Here is a 26,978-nt window from a genome sequence, read left to right on the forward strand (position 1 = left end):
CTCCGGAAGGACTTTATGAAGAAACAATATCTGTGTGCGGCACTCCTGCTCGTGGTGATTGCCGTGGGCGGTTTTGTCTGCGCGAAGAGCTATTGGAAGGAGCACACACACGAATATGCACTGATGCAGATTCGTGCGGCGATCGAGAAAAAGGACGCCGCGGGTTTTGCAGAGTACGTCGACGTGGAGCGCGTTCTTTACGGGATGCACGAGAACGCGTCGGAACTCCTTGCCGCGCATATTGACGCACTGCACGAGCGGTACCCGGACGATTGGTTTTTCCGCCACGACGCCGCCTTTATGACACGCTATATGGCGGAGCGGCGCACACGCGATGTCGCGTCGGCGCGCGCCATGCTGGACTATTATTTCGATGAGAAACGCGTCCCCGTCACGCGTGAAGACGGCGCCGCACGCTGGGGCGCGGACGAGATGCGCGTGTTTGCCGCGCATTATACCGCCGCATCGATCGCGCTGACTGCCGCGGACGAAGCGCACGCCGTCTATCTGTGCAGCGTTCGGGGGGATGAGAGTACTTACGGACGCCTGATGCCCGAGGGCAATGTCCGGCTCGTGCTGGAGAAGCAGGACACGGGGCATTGGAAACTCGTTCAAATTGAAACAAGTGACCGCTCGGACAACGGCTTTTACGCATTCGTCGACGGCGCCGAGCGTTACTGGGCATTGCAGGGCTGGGACTAATTGCGAAAAAGGAGAGAAACGAAAGATGAAATACGAATTTACGAAAGACTATCTGACCGGGATTGACGAGATTGACGCCGAGCATCAAAAACTCTTTGACCTCACAAACGAATGCTACGAGCTCGTCATGGAGAGCGCTGCCGAGGATAAGTACGACCAAATCGTCGCCCTGCTCGGCGAGCTGCGCGACTACGCCGCGACGCATTTTGCGAACGAAGAAGCGTACATGGAGAAGATCAACTACGACAAGCGCTTCAGTGAGCGGTATCAGCACCTCCGCTTCATACAAAAAGTCGACAGCCTCGATCTCGATGCCATCGACGAGAACCAGCAGGAAGAACTGTTGAAGATATTGGATTTCCTGGCGCGGTGGTTGTTTGGGCATATTAAGGGGATGGACTGCCGCATCCCCAAGGCTCAGGCGTGACGCGGGATTTTCGCGCCTAGCGTCGTTATTCGTCGAATCCTGCGCTTGACGTAGCTTTTAACTACGCCGGCGCTTGGGTTCTCCTCATGCCTAGCTATGCATCGAAACTTCTGCGTCACTCAGGTTACGGCAATAGGGCGCGGGATTTTCGTACCCTCCCCCCAAACCTCAAAAATTGCGTTTTTTGAGGTTTGAATTGTCGGACACCTCAAAAATCGTGTTTTTTGAGGTATCAAAATTTTGGAAAGGAGGTAAAAATGTCCTACGAGAGCCTTTTTCGTCTTTATCGTAAAAGTCCCGCGGTATGGGAGGAAGTCTATCGCGCGCGCTGTGGCAGTCCGTTTACAAAGCATCTCGGGATTCGTATCAAAGAGTACAATCGCTCGAACGGTTACGACGGCTTTTTCTGTTACTGTGAAGATATGTCGCTCCGGCAGGAGCGTATTATGATCGATTTCGCCGCTCTGCAAAAAACGCTGCTGAACATTCCTCAGGCGGGGATTGATCAATATCTTCACGACTGCCTTGTTGATGAAATCAAGGCAAGCAACGATATTGAGGGAGTTCGAAGTACGCGCAGAGAGATCCGCAGCGCGCTTACTGCCGGAGATGCCGCGCGCGTGCGGATGCGTCTCGGCGGTATCGTCGATAAATATGCGCGCATCATAGACGGGGCGCATATTGCGATGGAAAACAGCCGTGATATGCGCGTTCTATTCGATTCCTTCCTCGCCGAAGAAATTGGGCGCAGCGATCCGAAGAACCTCCCGGACGGTATGCTCTTTCGCAAAGAAAGCGTGGACATTATCACGGGTACGCAGAAGGTGATCCACCGCGGTATCTATCCGGAACCCCAAATCATACATGCGATGGATGCGGCGCTCCTCATACTGCATGACGCGTCGATGCCCGCACTCGTCCGGATCGCCGTGTTTCACTATCTGTTCGGCTATATTCATCCGTTTTATGACGGCAACGGGCGCATGTCACGCTTCATTACCTCGTACATGCTCGCGCGCACACTGCATCCGACGGTGGCACTGCGGCTTTCTATCCTGCTTAAGCAAAATAAAAAGAGGTATTACGACCTCTTCGCCATGACAAACGCCTCGATCAACTGCGGCGACCTCACGCCGTTTATATTGGGAACGCTCGAATTTGTGAATGCCGCCGTCAGCGGTACGGAAAAAATCTGAGAGAAAAGAAAGGCCGCTATGACGTTTATTATAGCCGCATCCAAAAATTAGAGGTCGACCGTACGCTCAAGGAGCTGTACGATGTATTGCTCCAAGCAACGATCTTCTCCGGTGCGGGCGTCAGTAAAAAGGAACTCATGCGGATGCTCGATAAGTCCGAGAACACGATTACCGCGCGCATGAAGGCGATGCCAAGCGGCGTGCTTAGGGAAAACAGAACCGTGCGTCCGTTTACTTACGCACTGAACCTTAAAGTTTTCGACGAACCGATGACGTGCGAGGCGTGACGCGCAAGCTTGGATGCATAGCTAGGAATCGAGGTGAACGCGAGGAAGGCGTAGTAAAAAACCTGCGTCGACGAAGCGTTCGCCGAAAATGACGACGCTAGGCGCCAAGATCGCGCGTCACGCCACAAAAATAACCCGCAATGAGCAGATGCGGGTTATTTTTGCTGTGTATTATATTTTAGGAGAGCTTTGGAAAACCGCATCCTATCCGCAGGACACGATCTCTAACGAAAGCCTATAGATACTATAGCACTTAAGAGAATGAAAATCAATACCCTAATAAAAATATTTTCATAAAAATTTCAGGAGAAAATGCCGAAATACAAAAAAATAGGAAAAATGAACTATGTTCAAGAACGGAGAAACACTTTATAATACATGGGAGACAAGGGAAGTGTCTCATCCGAAGGGCGGACGCCCTTCACACATACTCATAAGGAAATGAGGTGGCAGTGATGTCGGTATTATCACTTGCGTCGGTGCTCGACGATCCGGCAAAACAGATTCCGATCTATGCGATGGTGCGTGCTGCGGCGGTGTCTCCTGCGAAGGACGACGCGCTCTTCGAGAACATGCGCGCGGAGCATTTTTCGTATCGGGAGCAGATTCGCCGTCTGGATCGTATGGACAGCGAGGCGTATCGGGTCGACATCGAAAATCTTGCGCGTTCGCTGGACTCGCTGGACGAGGACATCCACAAGGCGGCGTCGCGCGCGATCTTCGGCGATCCGTATGCGGTCGAGCTGAACCATGCCGATGCGAAGAAGACGAAGTGAGCTGCGGCTCGACGAACTACCGGATAGAGAAAAAGAGAGAATGCGCTCTTATGTGCGGCAGATGCCGTCGTGGGAGCGCTTTTTGCTTGCCTGCAAAATACGAATGAGCAAATTGTACATTATAAAAAACTTGTCATACTTTCTTTCCATGTGATAAAATGAACGAAGTCGCATGCAGGTTCGGGCGATATACCGCCGGTTCCGTGCATATCACACCCCCTGCCAAAGGAGGCGTTTTGATGGCAACAATTGCAGGCATTATTTTCGTCGTCATGTATATGGTGATCGTCTCGGAGAAGATTCACCGAACGGTCGCGGCAATGATCGGCGCGGTGCTCATGATGCTGCTCGGCATTCTCTCGCAGGAGACGGCGCTGCATCATGTGGACTTTGAGACGCTCGGACTGCTCGTCGGCATGATGGTGCTCGTCGGCGTGACGAAGGAGACGGGGCTCTTTGATTACGTGGCGATCAAGGCGGCAAAGTCGGCAAAGGCGGAGCCGCGCCGCATCCTCGTCTATCTCTGTCTCATCACGGCGCTGTTCTCGGCGTTCCTCGACAATGTGACGACGGTACTTCTCATGGTGCCGGTGACGTTCAGCATCACGAGCATCCTGCGGCTCGATCCGATGCCATACCTCCTGACGCAGATCATCGCGTCGAACATCGGCGGCACGGCGACGCTCATCGGCGACCCGCCGAACATCATGATCGGCAGTGCGGTGAAGGAGCTGACGTTCGTCATGTTCATCGAGCACCTCGCGCCGATTGCAGTCATCTGTATGCTCGCCGTACTCTTTATCATGGAGCGCATCTATCATAAAGATCTTGTGACGACGCCGGAGCGCCGGGAAAAACTCATGCGCATGGACGAAAAGACGGCGATCCGCGATCACGCCCTCCTCAAACGCGCGCTCTTCGTGCTCGGGCTGACGATCCTCGGATTTTTCACGCACTCCTTCACGCACATCGAGTCCTCTCTGATCGCGCTCACGGGCGGATTCCTCCTCCTCCTGCTCGCGGGCGGGAGCGAGCAGCTCGTCGAAAAGGCGATGCATGCCGTGGAGTGGCCGACGATATTCTTCTTCATCGGGCTGTTCATCGCAGTCGGCGGTCTGATTGAGACGGGCATCATCGCAGAGCTTGCCGAGCACGCGGTGGCGGCGACGGGCGGCGATCTCACGGCGACGTCGATGTTGATCCTCTGGATGAGCGCGATCGTTTCCTCCGTGCTGGACAACATTCCGTTTGTGGCGACGATGATTCCGCTCATTCAAGGCATGGGCGCGATGGGCATCGAGCATCTCGAGCCGCTCTGGTGGTCGCTCGCCCTCGGCGCATGTCTCGGCGGCAACGGTACGCTCGTCGGCGCGTCGGCAAACCTCATTGTCGCGGGCATGGCGTCCGAGCGCGGCGTGCGCATCTCGTTCGTGCGTTACTTTAAGATCGGTTTCCCGCTGATGCTGCTGACAATCGTGCTCTCGACCGTATACGTCTATCTGCGATATCTTCTGTAAAAAAAGGGACGAACTTCCTTGCAGGAAAAATATTCCGGAAGGCGAATAGAAAATATAGAAATTTGCGAAGCTGCCGAATTTCGGCGGCTTTATTTTTTTCAGAGTTCAGGAGGGGCTCATGTTTATTCTTGCATCTGCTTCGCCGCGCAGGCGGGATCTGCTGCTTCAAATCGGGGCTGACTTTGCCGCTGTGACGAGCGGTGCCGAGGAGTCGCTGGAGGAGGCCGTGCCGCATGAGGCGGTTGTGCGCAATGCGCTCGCGAAGGCGCGCGCGGTTGCGGCTGAGTATCCGGAGCACGCGGTGCTCGGTGCGGACACGGCGGTCGTTGTGGACGGCCGTGCGTTCGGCAAACCGCACGATCTCGCCGATGCGCGCCGCGTCATCGGGCTTCTCGCGGGGCGGCGGCATGAGGTCTATACGGGCGTGGCGTGGGTCTATCGCGGGCGCGCGTATACGGATGTGATGAAGACCATAGTGCAGTTCGCACCGATGCCCCCCGCGGAGATCGAACGCTATGTCAGATCGGGCGAGCCGATGGGCAAGGCGGGCGGCTATGCGATCCAGGGACGGGCGGCAATGTATATCGAGGAGATTCACGGATCGTATTCCAATGTGGTCGGCCTGCCGCTGCAAAATGTTGCGGCGCTGGCGCGGGAGGCGGGCATCAGCCTCTATGACGATCATGCAGATGCGTGAGCTCCCGGCGGGAGAAATGCCGCGTGAGCGGCTGATCGAAAAGGGAGCGCAAGAGCTCACCGATGCGGAGCTGCTGGCGATCCTCTTTCGGACGGGGCGGCGGGGTGAGAATGTGCTCGACATGGCGCGCCGCATCATCAGCGAGCTGCCTGAGCAGCGCATATCGGCGCTGCTTTACATGCCCGCGCAGGAGCTTGCGCGCATCGACGGGCTCGGTCTAGCCAAGGCGGCGACGGTGCTCGCCGCGCTCGAGCTCGGCAGCAGGGCGCAGCGGCGTGCAGGCGCGCGCATCCGCGTGGACGAGGCGCAGGTTGTTGCCGATCTCCTCCTGCCGCGGTATCGTACGGAGATTCACGAGCATTTTCTCGTGCTCCCGCTGACGTCGAAGAACGACATCATCATGGAGGCGGAAGTATCAAGAGGGACGCTCACACGGACGCTTGTCCACCCGCGCGAAGTGTTCGTTCCCGCGATCCGATGCGCCGCCGCACGCGTTATCCTCGTGCATAACCACCCGAGCGGCGATCCGATGCCGAGCGCCGAGGATCACCGCATCACGCGTATTCTCGTGGAAGCGGGGCGGCTGCTTTCGATCCCTGTGGTCGACCACATTGTGCTCGGAAGCGAGGGATATTACAGCTTTGCCGAGCACGGTTTGATTTAAGTACAGTTTTTTTTCGAGGAGAGAGGATTTCACGCCCTAATCATCGAAATATACTGATAAACCCTATTTATCAATGCAGATGAAGAAACGATTAGGAGGGATTATGATGAGCGAGATCAAAAAGATCCTCGTGCCCGTGGACGGCTCCGTAAGCGGATGCAAAGCGGTTGACGAGGCGCTGTTCTTTGCGGAGAAATGCGATGCAGAGCTTGATTTCGTCTACGTTGCGAGCAACATCAACAAGGATATTCCGAGCCATATCGTATTTGACCGCATCTGGGAGAAGATTCCCGCGGGACGCGCCGCACGCAAGCACGTCAAGACGGGTAATATCGCTAAGACCATCCTCGCCGTTGCGGAGGAGGAGCACAGCGACATCATCATCATGGGCAGCCGCGGGCTCGGTCTCCTCAAAGGGGTCTTTATCGGCAGCGTCAGCCAAAAGGTCATTGAGGAATCGAAGATTCCCGTCATGGTGATTAAGTAGGTGACGCCGTGACCGTCCGGGAGCGTCTTGAGGCGCAGGAGGACGAACTTCTCTCGCCGCTGGCGGCGCGCAGCCGTGATGCAAAGCGCAGCCACGCGATGGAGGAGTGTCCGTTCCGCACGAAGTTCCAACGCGACCGTGACCGCATCCTGCATTCCAAATCGTTTCGTCGGCTCAAGCACAAGACGCAGGTCTACATCGTCGCAGGGGATCATTACCGTACGCGCATGACGCACAGCCTCGAGGTGGCGCAGATCTCACGCACGATTGCGCGAGGGCTCAGGCTCAACGAGGATCTGACGGAGGCGATCGCGCTCGGGCATGATGTGGGGCATACGCCTTTTGGTCATGCGGGCGAGGCGGTGATGGCGGAGATCATCGGGCATTTTGCCCACAACGAGCAGAGCCTGCGCATGGTCGAGATCTTGGAGCGCGGCGGGCGCGGCCTGAACCTGACCGGCGCGGTGCGCGACGGCATCCTCAACCATACGGGAAAGGGGATGCCGTCGACGTTCGAGGGACGCATCGTGCGCATCGCCGACCGCATTGCCTACCTCTGCCACGACTATGACGACAGTCTGCGCGCGGGACTCCTCCATGCGAGCGACCTGCCGCGCGAGGTGATCGAGTGCTTTGGCGCGGATACGTCCGCGATGATCACGCGCATGGTATCGGATATGATTGTGACCTCCGAGCAGCGCGGCGACGCGGGGCTGTCGGAGGAGATGCAGCGTGTGATGGATCTGTTCCGCAGCTTTATGTTTGAGCGCATCTATCACTCCAAAACGCTTGCCCACGAGCGCGAACAGGCGGGATTTGTCCTGCGGGCGCTGGTGACACATTTTATGGAGCATTTTGATGCGCTTCCGCGCGCCTTCATTGTGCGCGCCGAGCGCTGGGGTAAAGAGCAGAGCGTCGTCGACTATGTGGCGGGGCTGACGGACAGCTATGCAGTCGCGCTCTTTCACGAGATCTTTGTGCCGCCCGTCGGCGAGATGAGTATACAGCCAATATAGAGGAGTACCGCATGAAAGACCCGAGGATGGAGGCGTTCGTGCAGCAGGTGCGCGCAGCGACCGACATCCTCGCCGTCGTGCAGAGCTATGTGCCGCTCCGGCGCAAGGGTGGACGTTACTGGGGCTGCTGCCCGTTCCACAGCGAAAAGACGCCGTCGTTCTCCGTCGTGCCCGCCGAGGGATTTTTCTACTGCTTCGGCTGTCACGCGGGGGGCGACGCATTCAAGTTCATATCGCTCATGGAGCACATCACGCCGTTCGAGGCGATCAAACGGCAGGCGGAGCAGCTGGGTATCCCTGTCCCCGAGCGAAAACGCGACGCACGCGAAGAGGCACGTCTGCGCGCGCTCGATGATCTGCGCCGCGTGAATGCGCTCGCGCGCGATTTCTTCCACAACTGCCTTACGATGACGCGTTACGGTGCGCCGGGCAAAGCGTATCTCGCAGGGCGCGGCATGACGGAGGAGACGATCGCGCGCTGGGGCATCGGCTTTGCGCCCGGCGCGTGGTCAAAGCTCGCCGACGCCTTTCAAAAGCGCGGCATCTCGGAAAAATTGCTCCTTGAGGCGGGGCTTTGCTCCGCACGCGAGCGCAGCGGCGGCATCTACGACAGGTTTCGCAATCGCGTGATGATCCCGATCGCGGACGAGCGCGGGCGCATCGTCGGGTTTGGCGGGCGCGTGCTCGGGGACGGGACGCCGAAATATCTGAACACGGCGGAGACCCCCGTGTTTAACAAGCGGAAGCTTCTCTTTGGACTCGACCGCGCGCACCGTGCCATCGCGCATGAGGGCTATGCCGTTGTGGTCGAGGGGTACATGGACGCCATCGCGGTCGCCGAGGCGGGCGTGGCGAACGTCGTTGCGACGCTTGGCACGGCGTTCACGGAGGATCATGCGGCGCTCCTCCTGCGCCGCGCGCCGCGCATTGTGTTCTGCTATGACAGCGATGCGGCGGGGCAGGAGGCGACGCTGCGTGCGCTCGCCGCGGTGCGCGGACGTGCGGCGGAGCTGCGCGTCCTGCTGCTCCCGGACGGCAAGGATCCCGACGAATATATCCGCACACACGGTGCCGATGCGTTCCGCGCGCTCATCGACGCGGCGCTGCCTGTGCCCGAGTACCGGCTGCGCCACATCGCCGCCCGGATGGCGCCGGGGGCGGAGGGACAGCGCGCGGCACTCCGGGAGATGCTGCCCGTGCTCGCAGAGCTTGATGATGTAACGCGCTCCGCCTATGTGCGCCGCACGGCGGCGGAACTCTTTCTCGACGAGGGCGTGATCGGAGATGCCCTGCGTCGGTTCCGGATGCACGGCGGTACGGAGGAGCCGGCGCCGCGGGCGCAGAGCGGCGCAGTCCCGCAGCGTCCCGTGCGGCGCGAGCGCGGCACTGCGGCGGAGCGCGCGGGGCGTGAACTGCTTGCCGCCGTCTGGCGGGATGTGACGACGCTCGCGGAGATCGATGCTGCAGTCCCGCTGACGGAATTTCCCGATGCCTTTTTCGGAGATATTCTGCGGGCGGCGGCGGAGCATACGGCGGCGGGCGGCGCGCTCGATGCGGATTTTATCGCGGGACTCCCTGCGGCGGCGGGCGCGGCGATTTCACGCGCACTCGTTGAGGAGGGACGATCCGAAGAAAGTTTTCAAGACGCCCTCCGGACATTTCACCGGATGCATCTGACGGCGCGGCTCGCCCTGCATACGAGGCGCGCGGAAGAAATGATGCAAGAAGGAAAACAGGCATACATTGACGAATTAAACGAAGTGAAGAAGATACAAGACGAACTTTCCGCCCTTTAGGAATCCGGGCACATAGACGATAGACAATATACGCTGATCATACGGCAAGAGAGAACCGAAAGGAGGGGACAAAATGCAGGCAGCAGCACAGCGCGTGCAGGAAGAAGACCGCGTTATCGGGCGGATTGACGAACTGCTCAAGAGAGGCAAAGAGAACGGCGGTACACTGACGTTCAGCGAACTCATCGAAGAATTGGAAAAAAGCGATATGTCCCCCGATGAGATGGATGATTTGTACGGGCGCTTCCAGGAGTTCGGCGTCGAGATTGTCGACGATACGGATATGGAAGCAATGGCGGCGGAGGATGCCAAGAGTCTCGCGGCGGACGATGCAGATATGGAGCAGGAGGAAGCGGTCGAGATCGATCTCTCCGTCCCTGAGGGCGTTGCGCTCGACGATCCCGTCCGCATGTACCTCAAGGAGATCGGGCGCGTGCCGCTTCTCACTGCGGAGGAGGAAGTCGAGCTCGCGCGGCGCATGGAGGCGGGCGACGCGAGTGCGCGGCACTGGCTCGAGGAGGCGAATCTGCGTCTCGTCGTGAGCATTGCAAAGCGTTACGTCGGGCGCGGGATGCTCTTTCTCGATCTCATCCAGGAGGGGAATTTGGGCCTCCTCAAAGCAGTCGAGAAATTCGACTACAGCAAAGGCTATAAATTCAGCACCTATGCGACATGGTGGATCCGTCAGGCAATCACGCGTGCGCTTGCCGATCAGGCGCGGACGATCCGCATCCCCGTGCATATGGTCGAGACCATCAATAAACTCGTGCGTGTTTCGCGCAGCTTGCTGCAGGAACTCGGGCGCGACGCGACAGCGGAGGAGATCGCCAAGGAAATGGGGCTCAGCGTCGTGCGCGTACGCGAAATCATGAAGATCGCACAGGAACCCGTGTCTCTCGAGACGCCGGTCGGCGAGGAGGAGGATTCCCATCTCGGCGATTTTATCGAGGACGAAGCGGCGCTCGATCCTGCAGACGCGGCGTCGATGATGCTGCTGAAAGAGCAGATCTCTGAGGTATTAAAGACGCTTGCTCCGCGGGAAGCGGAGGTGCTGCGTCTGCGCTTCGGTCTCGAGGACGGACGCTCCCGTACTCTTGAGGAGGTCGGACAGAGCTTCGGCGTCACGCGTGAGCGTATTCGCCAGATCGAGGCAAAGGCGCTGCGCAAACTGCGCCATCCTGTGCGTCTGCGAAAACTGCAGGGAAATTTTGAATTTTGACATTGGATCGGCAATAGAGCGATTTTACACGGAACCAATTTACGGTAGGAGGACAGCGTTATGGCAGAGGGGACGGAGCAAAAAAAGGCGCCGAGCACCGAAATCATTGAACGCCTGCTTGCAAAGGGCAAAAAGAACGGCGGCTCGCTGACATACGGCGAGTTGATCGACGCACTCCAAAAACAGGATATGTCCCCCGACGAAATGGACGATATGTACCAGCGGTTCACCGACGAGGGTGTCGACATCGTAGACGAGGCCTCGGCGGCGGATGAACCCGCACCTGAAGAGCCGGCTGAAAAAGAAGAAGAGGTCGAGATCGACCTCTCCATTCCCGAGGGCGTCAGCCTCGACGACCCCGTCCGCATGTACCTCAAGGAAATCGGGCATGTTCCCCTCCTCACGGCGGAGGAGGAAGTTGAGCTCGCGCAGCTCATGGAGGCGGGGGACGAGGAGGCGCGCCATCGCCTTGAGGAGGCAAATTTGCGGCTCGTCGTCAGCATTGCAAAACGCTACGTCGGGCGCGGGATGCTCTTTCTTGACCTCATTCAGGAAGGGAATCTCGGTCTCCTTAAGGCAGTCGAGAAATTCGACTACAGCAAGGGATATAAGTTCAGCACCTATGCGACCTGGTGGATCCGGCAGGCGATCACGCGTGCCATCGCGGATCAGGCGCGTACGATCCGCATCCCCGTCCACATGGTCGAGACCATCAACAAGCTCGTACGCATCTCGCGGCAGCTCCTGCAGGAGCTTGGACGCGACCCGCGCCCCGAGGAAATCGCAAAGGAGATGGGCATCAGTGTCGCCCGTGTCCATGAGATCATGAAGATCGCACAGGAACCCGTCTCCCTCGAGACGCCGATCGGTGAGGAGGAGGACTCCCACCTCGGCGACTTCATCGAGGATGAGGCAGCGCCCGCGCCCGCCGAAGCCGCCTCGTTTATGCTCCTCAGAGAGCAGCTCGAAGAGGTGCTCGAAACGCTCACCGACCGTGAAAAGAATGTCCTTCGCCTGCGCTTCGGACTCGAGGACGGGCGATCGCGCACGCTTGAAGAGGTCGGACAGAGTTTCGGCGTCACGCGCGAGCGCATCCGTCAGATCGAGGCGAAGGCGCTGCGCAAGCTGCGTCATCCGAGCCGCAGTAAAGTACTGCGGGATTTCTTAGAATAAAAAGCCGTTGACAAGCGCGCAGCAAGGTGCTACGATGACTATGCAGGGGATCCTGCGGCGTCTGCCGAAAAGAAATGCTGCGCGATGCTTTTTACCATTGATATTTCGTTTACGACACCCGACTCCACAAAACTGTGTGCGGTCGGGTTTTATTATTTTTTAAGGGGGTAATTTTATGGCAGTCAATCAGGGGAAGATCGTCATCATCGGGACGAGCAATGTCGGCTCCGCCGTGCTCAACAAGATTGCGGATTTTCAGCTCGCATCCGAGATTGCGCTCATCGATCTCGACATGGATCGTGCGCGCGGTGAGGCACTCGACACGAGTCATGCGATGTCCTCGCCCTACAGCACGAATATCAAGATTCATCCGGGCAGCTATGAGGACTGCAAAGACGCGGCGTTCATCGTCATCACGGCGGGGCCGTCCATCCTGCCGGGGCAGACGCCCGATCGGCTGAAGCTCGCAAGCACGAACACGAAGATCATGCGCTCCATCTTCAGCGAGATCACAAAGCAGACGAAGGAAGCCATGGTCATCATGGTCACGAATCCGCTCGATGTGGCGACCTATGTCGTTTCGACCGAGTTCGACTATCCGCGCGAAAAGATTCTCGGCACGGGCACGATGCTCGAGACCTATCGGTTCCGCTATATCCTCGCCGAACACTACGACATGGATCCGAAGAACATCCACGGCTATGTCCTCGGCGAACACGGCAACGATGCCTTTGTCGCGTGGTCGACCGTCAACTGCGCGGGCTTTGGCATCGATCATCTCGACGAGTATTTCCACGCAAAGGAAAAACTGTGCCGCGAGGACGTCGAAAAGGGATTGATTCAGACCGCGTACGACGTCATCAATCTCAAGGGTTATACGAATACGGGCATCGCGATGGTCGTCTGCCGCTTCATCAAGGCGATCCTCTTCAACGAGCACACGATCCTGCCGTGCGCCGCCGCGATGAAGGGCGAGTACGGCATGAACGATATTGCTCTTTCCATTCCGCGGATGCTCACGCGGGAGGGCGTTGTGCGCTCCTTTGAGGTGCGCCTGCCGGAGGAGGAGATGGAGAAGCTGTGCCGCGCGCAAAAGAGTGTCCGCAGCGCGCTCGACGGCGCCAGGGTGAAGTAAAGGGGCTTCCCTATAATTTTCCTTGACAGGACGGCGCGTTGCCTTTATAATAAGCGCGTCTGACACATTCCTCGATAGCTCAGTCGGTAGAGCGTCTGACTGTTAATCAGAATGTCACAGGTTCGAGTCCTGTTCGAGGAGCCATTTGTATATGCGAGGGTGTAACGCAGCGTTACACCCTTTCTTTTTTATCTGTTGTTATATTTTGAGGGGCTATGATGCAACTGGATGCGCGTCTTGCGGCGATTGCGGCGTTCGTTCCCGCGGGGATGTCGTTTGCGGATATTGGCGGGGATCATGCCTATCTTGCGGCGGCATTGGTCAAGGAAGGACATGCGCCGCGTGCGGTCGTCGGCGATCTGAGCGCGGGTGCGTGTGCGGCGGCGCGGCGGACGGTGGAGGCGCGCGTGCTCGCTGACCGCATCGCCGTGCGGCAGGGCGACGGGCTTTCGGTGCTCGTGCCTGGCGAGGCGGAGGCGGTCGTGATTGCGGGGATGGGCGGCGCGCTCATCGTGCAGATTTTGGCGCAAAGTCCCGATGTGCTCGCGCATGTAAAGGCGCTCGTCCTCCAGCCGATGAATGCGGGGGCAAAGCTCCGCGCGTGGCTCTATGAGAACGGGTGGCATACAGCGGACGAGACGCTGGCACGCGCGGGCGGGCGCATCTACGAGGTGATCCGCGCCGAGCGGGGGCACGCGGCGATGCCCGCGGACGTGTTCCTACATGTGGGGGAAAAACTCCTCGCGCGCCGCGATCCGCTGCTCAGAGCGTTTGTCACGGAGAAGATCGAAAAGCTGAGCCGCGCGGCATCCGGCATGGAGCGAGGGGCGTTGGCACGTACGAGCGCCGCATATAGCGCGGTGCTGGAGCGAATCGAGGCGCTTGAAGGGATTTTGAAAACGGTGTGATGTAGTTTTAAGGGGCGGCTCAGGGGCACATTTCACGCCGCGGCGCAAACGACGCGCGCGTGAGATATGCCGTGAACGCGACTGCGCCGCCCCTGCGGGGAGTGCTAAGCGGCGTGAGAACGCATCCCCTTCGCCGCACGATATGTAACGTCATATCCGTTCAACGGGAAACATACCGTCCTACGCCGTACAAAATGACAACCATATGATGATTGCCGCTTGGCATTTGCCTTGCGAAAAAAGCGGGGCTTAAAAATCGCTGCGGCAAATGCCGCGCGGCTCGCAGCAAGATGATATGTAACGTCATATCCGTTCAACGGAAAACATACCGTCCTACGCTGCACAAAATGACACAGCAATGTGCGAAAATCCCGCCGCCTAACACCGTAACCTAAGTGACGCGGAAGTTTCGATGCATAGCCAGGAATTGAGGTGAACGCGAGGATGGCGTAGATGAAACCTACGTCGACGAAGCGGTCGACAAAATGACACAGCGATGCGCCAAAATCCCGCGTCACTGTAAAGGAGAAAATATGTTAAGCTGTCAAACCATCATGAACGCCCTCGAACGCATCGCGCCGCGCCGCCTTGCCGAGGACTGGGACAATCCGGGGCTCCTCGTCGGGAGTTTTGCGCAGAAAGTACACCGCCTCATGGTCGCGCTCGACGTGGACGATGCCGTCGTGGAAGAGGCGATCGAACGCAGGGCGGACATGATTGTCGCGCACCATCCCGCGATCTTTCGCGGCATGAAACATCTGCGCACCGACCTCCCGCTCGGGCGGCGCCTCGCGAAACTCGTGACGCATAACGTCGCCGTCGCCGCCGCGCATACGAATCTCGACATCACGCGCGGCGGGGTCAACGACGTTCTCGCGGCGCACCTCGGACTCGAAAAACTCGCCGCGTTCGTCGTGACAGGAGAATTGGACGGCGAGGTGGACAGCCTCGGGCGCATCGGCACACTGCCCGCGCCCGTCTCCATCGAGGAATTTGCCGACCATGTAAAAAATGCGCTCCATGTCTCCCATGTGCGCCTTGCCGCCGTTCCCGACCGTCCCGTGCGGCGCGTCGCGGTCTGCGGCGGCGCGGGCGCGGAGTTCATCGACAAGGCGGTGATCCGCGGCGCGGACGTCTACGTCACGGGGGATGTGAAGTACCACGATGCCCAGCGCGCCGTTGAGCAGGGGATGCACATTATCGATGCCGGGCATTTTGGCACGGAGTTTCCCGTCGTCTCCGTTCTCGCGGGGCATCTGCGCGCGGAACTTGAGAACGAGCACGAGGAGATTGAGATTTTTATCACAAACAGACAGCAGGACGTCTTTCAAGTGATTACATAATATAGTAAGAAACGATCACGAAAAGCTATCGCAGAGGAGAAGGGGAGTTCCATGAACCGGACGCATATCCGCAATTTTTCCATCATCGCCCATATTGATCACGGCAAATCGACCATCGCCGACCGTCTCATCGAGTACACGGGCACGCTCAGCGAGCGCGAGATGGAGGCGCAGGTGCTTGACAGCATGGAGCTTGAGCGGGAGCGCGGCATCACCATCAAGGCGCAGACCGTCCGGCTCGACTACCGCGGCGCCGACGGCGAGATGTACGAGCTGAACCTCATCGACACGCCGGGGCACGTTGACTTTAACTATGAGGTCTCGCGCAGCCTTGCTGCGTGCGAGGGCGCACTCCTCGTCGTGGACGCGGCGCAGGGCGTGGAGGCGCAGACGCTCGCGAACGTCTATCTCGCACTCGAACACGACCTCGAAATCCTCCCCGTCATCAACAAAATCGACCTGCCGAGCGCCGAACCCGAGCGCGTCGCGCATGAGATCGAGGATACCATCGGGCTCGATACGAGCACGGCGGTGTTCGCCTCGGCAAAGACCGGCGTCGGCATCAAGGAGATCCTCGACGCCATTGTCGCTTACGTCCCCGCGCCCGAGGGCGACGCGGACGCGCCCCTGCGCGCGCTCATCTTCGACTCCTACTTTGACTCGTACAAGGGCGTCATCGCGAACGTCCGCGTGAAAGAGGGCGTCATTAAAAAGGGCATGAAGCTAAAGCTCATGGCGACGGGCAAAACCTTTGAGGTGACGGACGTCGGGTGTTTCCGTCCGCAGCCCGTGGATACGGGGGCGCTCGGCACGGGCGAAGTCGGCTTCATCGCGGGCGCACTCAAGGACGTGCGCGACGTGCGCGTCGGCGACACCGTGACGAGCGCGGAGCGCCCCGCCGCCGAGGCTCTGCCCGGCTACCGCGGCGTGACGCCGATGGTCTTTTGCGGGCTTTACCCCGAGGACAGCAAGGACTATGACAATCTGCGTGAAGCACTCGAAAAGCTCCAACTCAACGATGCCGCACTCATCTTTGAACCCGAGACTTCCATCGCGCTCGGCTTCGGCTTCCGCTGCGGATTTCTCGGACTCCTGCACATGGACGTCATACAGGAGCGGCTTGAGCGCGAGTACAACCTCGGACTCATCATGACCGCGCCGTCCGTCGTCTACCACGTCTACCGCACGGACGGCACCATGCGCGAGGTCAGCAACCCCGCAGACCTGCCGCCGCAGACCGAGATTGATCACATTGAGGAGCCGTATGTCAAGGCGACTGTCATCGTGCCGAAGGACTACGTCGGCGCGGTCATGGAGATTTCGCAGGAAAAGCGCGGCATCTTTAAGACCATGGACTACCTCGACGCGACGCGCGTCATGATCATCTACGAAATCCCGCTCAACGAGATCCTTTACGACTATTTCGACCGGCTGAAATCCACCACGCGCGGCTATGCCTCGCTCGACTACGAACTCATCGACTATCGGACGGGCAGTCTCGTGAAGCTCGACATTCTCCTCAACGGCGACCCCGTAGACGCGCTCTCGACCATTGTCCACCGGGACCGCGCCGTGGCGCGCGGGCGTCAGCTCGCCGTGAAGCTCAAGGGCATCATCCCGCAGCAGATGTTCGAGATCCCCATCCAAGCCGCGATCGGGAGCAAGATCATCGCGCGCGAGAACGTGCGCGCCCGCCGCAAGGACGTCCTTGCAAAATGCTACGGCGGCGACATCACGCGCAAGCGCAAACTCCTCGAAAAGCAAAAAGAGGGCAAGAAGCGCATGAAGGCGGTCGGCAGCGTCGAGCTCCCGCAGGAAGCGTTCATGGCGGTGCTGAAAATTGACGAATAAAAAAAGGGCGTGGGGCGTCTACGTCTACATTCCCTATTGTGTGAAAAAATGCGCGTATTGTGACTTTGCTTCCACGTCGATGGGGGGGGACACAGCGCGCGAACAGGAACAATATGCGGCGGCGCTGCGCGCGGAGATTTTGCGCACGGCGCCGCCGCTTTTCGCGCGCTTCGGAGACGCGGCGACCGTTTACTTCGGCGGCGGCACGCCGACCGCTCTGCCCGCGCATCTGCTTGTCGGACTCATTGAGACCTTGCGCGCGGCGGCAGGAACGCCCGCAGAGCTGACCGTTGAGGCGAACCCGGGGACGGTAGACGAGGAATATTTTGCGCAGCTTCGTGCGGCAGACGTGAACCGCATCAGTCTCGGCGTGCAGAGCTTTGACGACGCGCTCCTCGGGCGCATCGGACGCATCCACACGGCGGAGGAAGCACGCGCGGCGTTTCGTGCGGCGCGCGCCGCGGGCTTTACGAATATCAGCATTGACCTTATGTACGGACTGCCGGGGCAGACGCTGCACGATCTGCAGGAGAGTGTCCGCGCTGTGATTGCGCTCGTGCCCGAACACATATCGGTCTACGGGCTGACCGTCGAGGAGGGGACGCCCTTTGCCGCGGCACAGGCGGCGGGACGGCTCGACCTGCCGCCGGAGGAGACGGCGGAGGAGATGTACGACTATCTCATGGCGGAGCTGCCTGCGCGCGGCTATCTGCGCTATGAGATTTCGAATTTTGCGCGGCGAGGCTTTGAGAGCCGTCACAATCTCGGTTACTGGCGAAGCGTTCCGTATCTCGGCGTCGGCGCGGCGGCGCACGGATACGTCGATAATGTCCGTTGGGAGAACGAGCGCGACACCGCCGCCTATATCCGCAGGGTGATGGCGGGGGAGGATGTGCGCCGCGCAGAGGATGGAGAACGCACGCGGACGGCGGCGATGGAGGAGTATGCGTTCCTCGCCCTGCGCACCGCTGCGGGCATCGACGAGACGGATTTTCACCGCACATGGGGCGTGCCGTTCGAGGAAGTCTACGGCACAGTCCTGCCGCGCCTTATTGAAAAGGGATTGCTGAAACGCGCGGACGGGTTCACCGCACTCACACCTCTTGGTATGAAATATGGGAACGAGGTGTTTGCGGAATTTTTGTTGTCGTAGCATAAAAAAATATGCTATGATTGGGACGCACGATCTTGGCGCCTAGCTTTGTCATATCGTCGAATGCTTCGCTATGCATCGAAACTTCTGCGTCACAGCGACGCAGGATTTTCGCGTCTGCAAGACGCTTTTTCTTTGTGCCGTTCGGATGCCTGCCGCAGCCATTTTTAAGCCCCGCTTTTTTTGGCAAGGCAGTCTCCGAACGGTGCCGATACACGAATTACAGAAAGAGGTATCCATATGAAAACACTAACCATGATCGAGATGGCGGGCTGTCCGTACTGCGCGAACGCCCGGCGCGCCATACAGGCGCTGCAGGCGGAGGGCGGCGCCTATGCGGATGTCCCTGTCGAATACATTGACGAGAACGCCGAGCCCGAGCGCACGAAGCCGTATGCCGGCATGTACTACTACGTTCCGAGCCTCTTCGTCGGCGGCGAAAAATACTACGAAGCGCAGCCGGGACACGACTATGAGACGATTCTCGCGGCGGTACGTGTTGCTTTTGACGCCATAACAAAGAGCTAAAACTTTTATGCATAAAAATTATGCATATTTTTCATGAAAGAAAAATGAAAAAACTACTTGTAAAATCGTCTGAAATAAAGCATAATATTAAGCATATTGCTCCGTGGAGAGAGCATGTATAGGAGGAACTATCAAATAAATCTGAGAGTTCCTAAAATCTAAGGATGAGGTGAGTTTATGCATCAACCGGTAACCAATGACCCACTAGTTATCATGTTCATCAACATGGTCATCGTCTTCGCCGTGCTCACTGCAGTATGGGGACTGATTGAGATCACGCACATGATCGACCCGACCAAGAAGAAATCGGATCCTCCTGCGGCACAGCCCGTAGGCGGTGCGGCTCCCGCCGCTCCGGCTGCGCCCGCTGCTAAGACCGGCGGTCTGAACGCAGAGACGGTCGCCGTCATTGCGGCAGCTGTCAGTGCGTGCGGATGCAGCGCAGACCAGATTCAGGCGATTCGTCCCGCTGAGCAGCCTGCATGGACGGGCTTTGGTCGCGTCAGCGGCATGCGCTCGTGATGACGGGGAGGTATTGACACAATGGACTTTTTTAGCGCGTTTTCTGTCTCGCTGCAGGCAATCGCTGAGAGCAGCGGATTTTCGGCGTTCACCGGCGGCAACCTGATTATGATCATTGTTGGTCTCGTGCTCCTTTATCTCGCATTTGCAAAGGACTTCGAGCCGCTGCTTCTCAGTCCGATCGCATTCGGCTGTATTCTCGCAAACATCCCTCTCACGGGATTCTACGATGAGATGGGCGTCATGTCCGCCATCGGATTCGGTATCAAGTATGAAATCTTCCCGCCGCTCATCTTCCTTGGCGTCGGCGCGATGACGGACTTCGGTCCGCTGATTGCCCGTCCCTCGAGCCTGCTCATGGGCGCTGCCGCGCAGTTCGGCGTGTTCATTGCGCTGCTCGGTGCGATGGTGCTCGGCTTCACCGCACAGCAGGCGGGTGCGATCGGGATCATCGGCGGTGCGGACGGCCCGACCTCCATCTACCTCGCTTCTAAGATGGCGCCGGAGTTGCTCGGCGCGATCGCGGTGGCAGCGTACACCTACATGGCGCTCGTTCCGCTGATTCAGCCGCCCGTTATGAAGTTCTTCACGAGCAAGAAAGAGCGCGAAGTCGTGATGGAGCAGGCACGCGAAGTTACGAAGTTCGAGCGCATTGCGTTCCCGATCGTTTCGACGATCTTCATCAGCCTTCTCCTCCCGTCTATCGCAGCCCTGCTCGGTATGCTCATGCTGGGCAACCTCTTCCGTGAGAGCGGTGTGACGGATCGTCTCTCCGACACGGCGCAGAACTCGCTGATCAACACGGTCACGATCTTCCTTGCACTCGGCACAGGTCTCACGATGAGCGCCGAGAGCTTCCTTGTCAAAGAGACGCTTGAGATCATCTTCCTTGGTCTTGTCGCATTCATCTTCGGTACCGCTGCAGGTGTCTGGCTCGGCAAGATCATGTGCCGTGCGACGGGCTGGAAGATCAACCCGCTCATCGGCTCCGCGGGCGTTTCCGCCGTTCCGATGGCGGCGCGCGTCAGCCAGATCGTCGGCATCAAGGCAAAGCCGGGCAACTACCTCCTCATGCACGCCATGGGACCGAACGTTGCCGGTGTTATCGGTACCGCTGTTGCAGCGGGCACGATGCTTGCAATGCTGATGTAATTCGGCATACATTGCTGATTAAGGGATTTCGTACGAAGTACGGAGTCCCTTTTTTGATGGCATGGGAATATTGAAAATATGCAGGCGCGCTGCTGCGCCCTGTGGCTCTTTATGCGGCGTAATGTATCACCGGAGACAGGCGGTTCACGCCGCCGTGCCCTGTAACTCCATATGGCGGCATATCTCCTTTTCCGTAAGGTTGACAAAAAAACGCTTCACGGCTAATATGGAGGAAGATTTTTGATTCCTCCGGTGTTTTTGCGCCATGGGGCAGCGCATCCGGCAGGCACATCATTGGTTTGGAAGGAAGGAAATATATGCGCGGAACTTTTTTTGGCATTGGCGTCGGACCGGGGGATCCGGAACTTTTAACGGTCAAGGCGATCAAGGCGATCGAGAAGGTGGACGTCCTCATCGCGCCCAAGACGGAGAAGAAGGAGGGGAGCGTCGCGCTCGAGATCGCACGCCCCTACCTCAAGGAACACATAGAGATCGTCTATCAGGTGTTTCCGATGGTCAAGGATTTCGCCGAGAACACGGACGCGTGGGAGGCGAACAAGGAGGAAATCCTGGCGCTCCTGAATGCAGGCAAGAACGTCGCGTTCCTGACACTCGGCGATCCGATGTTTTTCAGCACCTATATCTATGTGTTCCGTCTGCTCGAGCATGAGGACATCGACATCGTGACCATCCCGGGGGTGCCGGCGTTTGCGGCGATCGGCAGCCGCATCGGGCGCCCCATCGTCGAGGGCAACGACGTGCTCGCCATCATCCCGGCGACCGCGCCGAAGGAGCGGCTCGAGGAGATTATGAAGGCCGCATCCAGCGCCGTCATTATGAAGGTCTACCGCAACTACCCCGAGATCGTCGATCTCCTGCACCGCAACAACATGACAGAGCAGGCGGTGCTCGTCAGCCGTGCGGGGCTGGACGACGAACGCATCATTGAGAACCTGGAAGAACATGCAGATGAGAAACTGAACTACCTTTCCACTATCTTGACACGAAGGAGTTAAATCATGTTCAAACAATGCGCAGCCGCATTCCTCGCGGCATCCACTCTTCTCTTCTCCGCGTGCGGCGCACCGAACGAGAAACCGGCGGCAACGGCGGCGGAAAACGCCGCATTTGCGACCATCACGGACGATAATGGGCGGACGGTGACCTTTGCGGAGAAACCGCAGCGCGTCGTCGTTACGTCCGCCTCCTATCTCGCGCCGTTCTATGCCGTCGGCGGCGAGGTGGTCGGGCGCCCCACGACGAAGGCGAAGGTACTTGCTGAGGCGGCAAGTGCTGCAGAGATCGGTCCCGTCTATCAGATCGATATGGAAAAGGTCATTTCGCTCAAACCTGATCTCGTCATGATCATCAAGGGCATCAACGAAAAGCTCATCGACACGCTCGATGCGAACGGGATTAAGAGCATCGTCATAGACATGAAGAGCTATGACGACGTGAAGCGCACACTGACTACGTTTGCCACGCTTACAGGCCATCCGGATAAAGGCGCGGAACTCATCGCAAAGATGGATGCGGATATTGAGGACGTCAAGAACAGCATCCCGCACGAGAAGAAGCGCATCACCATCATCCACAGCACGGGACAGGGGCTTTCCGTCCAGCTCGACGGCAGCATCGCGGGCTCGATCGCGAACATGCTCGGGTGGGAGAACACGGCGAGCGGGATGACGGCGCTCGACAAGAACCCCGATGCCGCCCCCTACAGCATGGAGGCGCTGGTCGCGCAGAACCCCGACATCATCTTCGTCACGAGCATGGGCGAAGAGGCGGAGATCCGCGCGTCGATGGAGGCGATGTTCAATGAAAGCCCTGCGTGGCAGAGCGTCGCCGCCGTGCGCGAGAATAAGGTGTACTACCTGCCGCAGGCGCTCTTCCTCTTCAGCCCCGGCATTGATTTCCCCGCGGCAGTGCGCTACATGGCGCATCTCGTTTACCCATGAAGAAGCGTCTCGCACTCCTCGTCCTCTTTGCCGTGCTCGCGGGAGTCTCGATCCTGATCTCGACGGCAAAGGGGACGGCGGATATTCCCTTTGAGGAAATCTTTGCCATCCTCGGCGGCACGCGCGATACGGCGCACGCGCAGATCCTCTGGAACATCCGCCTGCCGCGCACGATCGTCGCCGCGCTCGTCGGCATCAACCTCTCGCTCTCGGGCGCGATCCTGCAGGCGATCCTGCGCAACCCGCTCGCCGATCCGCACATCATCGGCATCTCCTCGGGGGCGGGACTTGCGGGCATCTTTATCATGCTCGTCCTGCCGGGGGCGGCGCTGCTCATCACGCCGGGCGCATTCGTGGGGGCGATGATCGCCGCCGCGCTCATCTATATCCTTGCGTGGAAGGACGGGATTCGCCCGACCCGCATCATCCTCGCGGGCGTTGCGGTCTCGGCGTTCCTCGGCGCGGGCATCTCGGCGATGATGATCCTCTACAGCGACCGCGTGCAGGGCGCACTCATGTGGATGGTCGGCGGGCTCTCCGCGCGCACATGGCCGCATGTCGACATGCTTCTGCCGTATACCGTTGGGGCGGGACTGCTCACCCTCTGTGCCGCACAGCGTCTGAACATCCTCCAGCTCGGGGATGATATGGCGCGCGGCATCGGGCTTGCCGTGGAGCGCACGCGCATCCTCCTGACCGCCCTTGCCGCCCTGCTTGCCGCGAGCGCGGTCTCGGTCGTCGGACTGCTCGGCTTTGTCGGGCTCATCGTTCCGCACGCCGCGCGTCTCATGATTGGCTCGGACTATCGGTTCCTCCTGCCTGCGGCGGCGCTGCTCGGCGTGACGACGCTGACCCTCAGCGACACCGTGGCACGGCTGCTCTTTTCGCCCATGGAGCTGCCTGTCGGCATCATCATGGCGGCGCTTGGCGCGCCGTTCTTCCTGTATCTCCTCCGGAGGCAGCTATGAGCGCGGGGGTTACGGCGCGCAGCCTCTCCGTCAGGATCGCGGGCAAAGAGATCCTGCACGGACTGAATGTCTCCGTCGCACCGGGACGGCGCACCGCCATCATCGGCCCCAACGGCGCGGGGAAAACGACGCTCCTGCGCGCCCTCTCGGGGCTGAACGCACGCTATACCGGAGAGATCATGCTGGGCGGCAAAGAGCTGGGGAGCTACTCGGAAAAAGAACTCGCACGCGTGCGCGCCATCCTGCCGCAGGAGCGCGGCGCGGCGCAGGGGCTGACGGTAGAGCAGCTCGTCTCCTATGGACGGTTCTCTCATCGCAGTGTTTTTCAGGCGCGTGACGGAGCGGAAGACCGCGCGGCGGTCGCGTGGGCGATGGAGACCGCACATGTTGATGCCTTTGCAGAGCGCGAGGTGCATACCCTCTCGGGCGGCGAGCGGCAGCGCGTCTACCTCGCCATGGCGCTCAGTCAGCGGCCGCGCCTGCTCCTGCTCGACGAGCCGACCACCTATCTCGACGTCGCGCATCAGCTGCGCGTCATGGAGATCATCACGAACCTCAACCGGGACAGCGGCATCACCATCCTCATGGTACTGCACGACATGGCGCACGCCATGCAGTACGCCGACGACATCGTGCTCATGCGCAAAGGTGAGATCGTCGCTACAGGGGCGCCCGCCGACGTCCTCACAGAGGAACGGATCGCGGACGTATTCGGCGTGCGGGTGGAGATATTTACGAACAGCCTAGGAGTGCGTGTGCCGTCCCCCGTTTCTTTAGTGTGACGCGGGATTTTCGCGCCTAGCGTCGTCATTTTCGGCGAACGCTTCGTCGACGTAGGTTTTTGGCTACGCCTTCCTCGCGTTCACCTCAATTCCTAGCTATGCATCGAAACTTCCGCGTCACTCAGGTTACGGCTTTAGGAGGATGCGGGGGGGGGGGACGCGCATTGCCGTGTCATATCGTCGGACACTGCGAAGGACCGTAGCTCTTAACTACGACTTCCTTCGTGTCCTCCTTCAATCTATGCGTGTGCAACCAAAGAAATGAGGCGAGAGTATATGTCATTCTTCTTGGAACTGAAAAAAGAAATGAAAAGAGAGCGCACAGAGGGAATTGCTGAAGGGCGTGAAGAAGGGCAGATAAATGCGCTTCGCAATATCATGGAGGGACTAAACCTGACCTTGGAAAAAGCTATGGTCGTGTTGAAAATTCCTGCCGGTGACCGGTCGAAGTATGCCGCAATGCTGCAAGACTAGTGCGAAGTTCAGAACTTCTGCGTAGAAGATGCCTCCTGTTGTGCTGCTCGCATGATAGTGCGTTCACCTAATATGCCTCCGCGGATAACCACTGCCTTCTGACCGCGCGCATCCGCTTTTAACCTCTGCTGCACCTAGAGAATACAAGGTGCGGCGGAGGTTTTTACTTTTTGTGGTTTGAAAAACATTTGTTCATATAAAACAGGCGTGAGCATCTTCTCTTGAAAATAACAGAAAAATTATTACCTAGTACTAAAAATCTAATCCGATTAACATTGTATTTCCAAACATCACGGGGTATGATAAAGACAATCCAAGAGGAAAGCACAAGGTGCGAAAAGGAAACAAGGACACTTTCGCGGCCGGCAATCCTTTTGGAACACGATCAGATTCTATGGATCAAAAGGAGGAGTTTATCATGAAAAAGACTCTCGTATCCGCACTTGCAGCGGCACTCGTTGTCGGTGCAGCAAGCACAACGTTCGCCGCGTCCAATCCGTTCTCCGATGTGCCCCGTGACCACTGGGCATACGATGCCGTAACCAAACTTGCCGCTGACGGCGTTGTCGAGGGGTACGGCGACGGTACATTCCGCGGTGACCGCAACATCACCCGTTACGAGATGGCACAGATGGTCGCAAAGGCGATGGCAAAGAGCGATATGTCCGCGTCGGATCGCGCGCTCGTTGACCGCCTTGCCGCTGAGTTCGCCGATGAACTCAACAACCTCGGCGTCCGTGTCTCCAACCTCGAGCGCAATGCCGACATGGTGCAGTGGAGAGGACAGCTCCGCTATACCTACACCAGCAATCGCCTTGAGGGACAGGATCGCAAGAACGACAACAACCTCTTGTTCCGTCTCGACCCGTCCGCTGAGATCAATGACCACTGGCACGTGAACGCACGTCTTGATGCCTCTACGAATATGAAAGACGACGCGTCCGGCAACAACAGCGACAGCAATGTCAAACTCAAGCGCGCATGGGCAGAGGGTGCCTATGACAACTTCGACGTCAAGCTCGGTAAAATGGAGCTCTATTCTGCAGAGGGCTATGCGGCTCCGGGTGCCCTTGTATTTGATAAAGAGTTCTCCGGTGCAGAGGCGAGCTTTGGCGGAGATGTCAAGCTGAAACTTCAGGCAGGCCGCCTGAACCTCGACGGCGCGTATGACGGCGTTAAAACGAATCAGCTCGGGAGCAGCGATACCGCGAACTATCAGGGTGCGGAACTCCAGTACAACAAGGGCGGTCTCATGGCGGGTGCCGCGTACTACCGTCTCGGATCGGACAATTTCACTGCTGTGACGAAGAACGGCAAGGATAAGATGAATATCTGGGCGGCGAACCTTGGCTATCGCTTTGACAAGAACAGTATGCTCTCCGGTGCATATGCCAACAACAACGATATTGACGGCAGCAAGAACAAGAAGTCCTATCAGTTCGGCTATGAGTACAAGGGTGCCGATGCTGCGGATAAAGGCTCGTGGGGCGCATACGCAGCGTATCGCTACCTCGGCGGCGCGTCAATCTTTGCAACGGACGACGGCGCGCTCATTGGCTCGAAGGGGCTTGAGATCGGTACGAACTATACGCCGTTCAAGAACGTTGTACTTTCTGCGAAGTACTTCAACGGCAAGACCATTGAAGCACAGCAGAATGACAAGGTGCAGAAGCTTTTCGGCCGCGTACAGTTCATGTTCTAACCCGCATCCGGCACCGGTCGGAGCGGATATCGCAAAATCCATCCCCCTCCTTAGGGAGGGGGATTTTTGCTGTCTGTTGACGGACACAGAGTCACATTCAACTGAAAATAAGGTGAAAATTATAGTCTGGTATAAAATTTTTTACATAGAAATGCTTGCAATTTATTAATTCACGTGCTATGATGAAAACATTCCAAGAGGATGAGAATGGTTCGCGATAGGGAAATAAGGACACTGCCGCTGACCTGTAATCATTTTGGAACACGATCAGATTCTATGGATCAGAAGGAGGAGTTTCTCATGAAGAAGACTCTCGTATCCGCACTGGCAACGGCTCTTGTTGTCGGCGCAGCAAGCACGACGTTCGCTGCTGCAAACCCGTTCTCCGATGTACCTCGTGATCACTGGGCATACGACGCTGTGACCCAGCTCGCCGCCGACGGCGTTGTTGAGGGCTACGGCGATGGCACGTTCCGCGGCGACCGCAACATCACGCGTTACGAGATGGCGCAGATGGTCGCAAAGGCGATGGCAAAGGGCGA

At 58.4% G+C, this 26,978-nt stretch carries 28 protein-coding genes and 1 tRNA gene; all 29 read left to right on the plus strand.

Going from position 1 to position 26,978, the window contains the following annotated elements; genetic code table 11:
• The first annotated feature begins 15 nt into the window (after nucleotides 1-15).
• On the plus strand, nucleotides 16-702 hold the full coding sequence (locus HMPREF1147_RS03685) for a hypothetical protein (protein ID WP_009439410.1): 687 nt from the start codon (nucleotides 16-18) through the stop codon (nucleotides 700-702).
• A gap of 25 nt (nucleotides 703-727) precedes the next feature.
• Nucleotides 728-1,129 (plus strand): bacteriohemerythrin, encoded by a 402-nt coding sequence (locus HMPREF1147_RS03690; RefSeq protein ID WP_009350645.1) that lies wholly within the window; start codon nucleotides 728-730, stop codon nucleotides 1,127-1,129.
• 257 nt (nucleotides 1,130-1,386) lie between these two features.
• Nucleotides 1,387-2,325: a Fic family protein gene (locus HMPREF1147_RS03695; protein ID WP_009657744.1), complete on the plus strand. Its 939-nt coding sequence runs from the start codon at nucleotides 1,387-1,389 to the stop codon at nucleotides 2,323-2,325.
• Between the two features lie 86 nt (nucleotides 2,326-2,411).
• Nucleotides 2,412-2,612, plus strand: a complete 201-nt coding sequence (locus tag HMPREF1147_RS12245) for a hypothetical protein (RefSeq protein ID WP_009657736.1) — start codon at nucleotides 2,412-2,414, stop codon at nucleotides 2,610-2,612.
• 455 nt (nucleotides 2,613-3,067) lie between these two features.
• The gene (locus tag HMPREF1147_RS03705; protein ID WP_009350648.1) at nucleotides 3,068-3,388 is read left to right on the plus strand and encodes a hypothetical protein; all 321 of its coding nucleotides are present in this window, start codon (nucleotides 3,068-3,070) and stop codon (nucleotides 3,386-3,388) included.
• A gap of 239 nt (nucleotides 3,389-3,627) precedes the next feature.
• Nucleotides 3,628-4,905 (plus strand): SLC13 family permease, encoded by a 1,278-nt coding sequence (locus tag HMPREF1147_RS03710; protein WP_009439540.1) that lies wholly within the window; start codon nucleotides 3,628-3,630, stop codon nucleotides 4,903-4,905.
• A gap of 118 nt (nucleotides 4,906-5,023) precedes the next feature.
• On the plus strand, nucleotides 5,024-5,602 hold the full coding sequence (locus tag HMPREF1147_RS03715) for a nucleoside triphosphate pyrophosphatase (RefSeq protein ID WP_009657751.1): 579 nt from the start codon (nucleotides 5,024-5,026) through the stop codon (nucleotides 5,600-5,602).
• The gene (radC, locus tag HMPREF1147_RS03720; RefSeq protein ID WP_009657742.1) at nucleotides 5,580-6,266 is read left to right on the plus strand and encodes a DNA repair protein RadC; all 687 of its coding nucleotides are present in this window, start codon (nucleotides 5,580-5,582) and stop codon (nucleotides 6,264-6,266) included. Before HMPREF1147_RS03715 ends, radC begins: the two co-directional genes overlap by 23 nt.
• A gap of 103 nt (nucleotides 6,267-6,369) precedes the next feature.
• Nucleotides 6,370-6,753, plus strand: a complete 384-nt coding sequence (locus tag HMPREF1147_RS03725; RefSeq protein WP_009439433.1) for a universal stress protein — start codon at nucleotides 6,370-6,372, stop codon at nucleotides 6,751-6,753.
• 8 nt (nucleotides 6,754-6,761) lie between these two features.
• Nucleotides 6,762-7,769 carry a deoxyguanosinetriphosphate triphosphohydrolase gene (locus tag HMPREF1147_RS03730; RefSeq protein WP_009350653.1) on the plus strand — a complete coding sequence of 336 codons (1,008 nt, stop codon included), beginning with the start codon at nucleotides 6,762-6,764 and terminating at the stop codon, nucleotides 7,767-7,769.
• 11 nt (nucleotides 7,770-7,780) lie between these two features.
• Nucleotides 7,781-9,565 (plus strand): DNA primase, encoded by a 1,785-nt coding sequence (gene dnaG / locus HMPREF1147_RS03735; RefSeq protein WP_009657750.1) that lies wholly within the window; start codon nucleotides 7,781-7,783, stop codon nucleotides 9,563-9,565.
• A 73-nt stretch (nucleotides 9,566-9,638) separates the two neighbouring features.
• On the plus strand, nucleotides 9,639-10,784 hold the full coding sequence (gene rpoD, locus HMPREF1147_RS03740) for an RNA polymerase sigma factor RpoD (RefSeq protein WP_009657735.1): 1,146 nt from the start codon (nucleotides 9,639-9,641) through the stop codon (nucleotides 10,782-10,784).
• A gap of 60 nt (nucleotides 10,785-10,844) precedes the next feature.
• The gene (gene rpoD / locus HMPREF1147_RS03745; RefSeq protein WP_009350656.1) at nucleotides 10,845-11,957 is read left to right on the plus strand and encodes an RNA polymerase sigma factor RpoD; all 1,113 of its coding nucleotides are present in this window, start codon (nucleotides 10,845-10,847) and stop codon (nucleotides 11,955-11,957) included.
• Nucleotides 11,958-12,132: 175 nt separating this feature from the next.
• The gene (locus HMPREF1147_RS03750) at nucleotides 12,133-13,092 is read left to right on the plus strand and encodes an L-lactate dehydrogenase (protein WP_009657748.1); all 960 of its coding nucleotides are present in this window, start codon (nucleotides 12,133-12,135) and stop codon (nucleotides 13,090-13,092) included.
• Between the two features lie 68 nt (nucleotides 13,093-13,160).
• Nucleotides 13,161-13,236: transfer RNA gene (locus tag HMPREF1147_RS03755), tRNA-Asn, on the plus strand.
• Between the two features lie 71 nt (nucleotides 13,237-13,307).
• A complete protein-coding gene (locus tag HMPREF1147_RS03760; RefSeq protein ID WP_009657740.1) occupies nucleotides 13,308-14,000 on the plus strand; it encodes a class I SAM-dependent methyltransferase in 693 nt (230 codons plus the stop codon).
• Between the two features lie 533 nt (nucleotides 14,001-14,533).
• A complete protein-coding gene (locus tag HMPREF1147_RS03765) occupies nucleotides 14,534-15,343 on the plus strand; it encodes a Nif3-like dinuclear metal center hexameric protein (protein WP_009657747.1) in 810 nt (269 codons plus the stop codon).
• A gap of 51 nt (nucleotides 15,344-15,394) precedes the next feature.
• Nucleotides 15,395-17,194 carry a translation elongation factor 4 gene (gene lepA / locus HMPREF1147_RS03770; protein ID WP_009350382.1) on the plus strand — a complete coding sequence of 600 codons (1,800 nt, stop codon included), beginning with the start codon at nucleotides 15,395-15,397 and terminating at the stop codon, nucleotides 17,192-17,194.
• Nucleotides 17,184-18,347, plus strand: a complete 1,164-nt coding sequence (gene hemW, locus HMPREF1147_RS03775) for a radical SAM family heme chaperone HemW (protein ID WP_009657734.1) — start codon at nucleotides 17,184-17,186, stop codon at nucleotides 18,345-18,347. Before lepA ends, hemW begins: the two co-directional genes overlap by 11 nt.
• A 240-nt stretch (nucleotides 18,348-18,587) precedes the next feature.
• Nucleotides 18,588-18,875, plus strand: a complete 288-nt coding sequence (locus tag HMPREF1147_RS03780; RefSeq protein ID WP_009439353.1) for a glutaredoxin — start codon at nucleotides 18,588-18,590, stop codon at nucleotides 18,873-18,875.
• A 177-nt stretch (nucleotides 18,876-19,052) separates the two neighbouring features.
• The gene (locus tag HMPREF1147_RS03785) at nucleotides 19,053-19,397 is read left to right on the plus strand and encodes an OadG family protein (RefSeq protein ID WP_026762052.1); all 345 of its coding nucleotides are present in this window, start codon (nucleotides 19,053-19,055) and stop codon (nucleotides 19,395-19,397) included.
• Nucleotides 19,398-19,418: 21 nt separating this feature from the next.
• Nucleotides 19,419-20,549 (plus strand): sodium ion-translocating decarboxylase subunit beta, encoded by a 1,131-nt coding sequence (locus HMPREF1147_RS03790; protein WP_009350377.1) that lies wholly within the window; start codon nucleotides 19,419-19,421, stop codon nucleotides 20,547-20,549.
• Nucleotides 20,550-20,866: 317 nt separating this feature from the next.
• A complete protein-coding gene (cobI, locus tag HMPREF1147_RS03795; RefSeq protein WP_009657755.1) occupies nucleotides 20,867-21,565 on the plus strand; it encodes a precorrin-2 C(20)-methyltransferase in 699 nt (232 codons plus the stop codon).
• A 3-nt stretch (nucleotides 21,566-21,568) separates the two neighbouring features.
• Nucleotides 21,569-22,510: an ABC transporter substrate-binding protein gene (locus tag HMPREF1147_RS03800; protein WP_009657753.1), complete on the plus strand. Its 942-nt coding sequence runs from the start codon at nucleotides 21,569-21,571 to the stop codon at nucleotides 22,508-22,510.
• A complete protein-coding gene (locus tag HMPREF1147_RS03805; RefSeq protein ID WP_009657746.1) occupies nucleotides 22,507-23,478 on the plus strand; it encodes an iron ABC transporter permease in 972 nt (323 codons plus the stop codon). Before HMPREF1147_RS03800 ends, HMPREF1147_RS03805 begins: the two co-directional genes overlap by 4 nt.
• Complete coding sequence (locus HMPREF1147_RS03810) at nucleotides 23,475-24,260, plus strand: ABC transporter ATP-binding protein (RefSeq protein ID WP_009657759.1); 786 nt, start codon at nucleotides 23,475-23,477, stop codon at nucleotides 24,258-24,260. Before HMPREF1147_RS03805 ends, HMPREF1147_RS03810 begins: the two co-directional genes overlap by 4 nt.
• Nucleotides 24,261-24,536: 276 nt before the next feature.
• On the plus strand, nucleotides 24,537-24,734 hold the full coding sequence (locus HMPREF1147_RS03815; protein ID WP_009657752.1) for a hypothetical protein: 198 nt from the start codon (nucleotides 24,537-24,539) through the stop codon (nucleotides 24,732-24,734).
• 418 nt (nucleotides 24,735-25,152) lie between these two features.
• On the plus strand, nucleotides 25,153-26,436 hold the full coding sequence (locus HMPREF1147_RS03820) for an S-layer homology domain-containing protein (protein ID WP_037351112.1): 1,284 nt from the start codon (nucleotides 25,153-25,155) through the stop codon (nucleotides 26,434-26,436).
• Nucleotides 26,437-26,712: 276 nt separating this feature from the next.
• Nucleotides 26,713-26,978: S-layer homology domain-containing protein (locus HMPREF1147_RS03825; RefSeq protein WP_198002972.1), on the plus strand; the 266-nt coding region annotated here is incomplete at its 3' end.

The sequence above is a fragment of the Selenomonas sp. FOBRC9 genome (assembly GCF_000287655.1).
Classification (GTDB): Bacteria; Bacillota; Negativicutes; order Selenomonadales; family Selenomonadaceae; genus Centipeda; species Centipeda artemidis.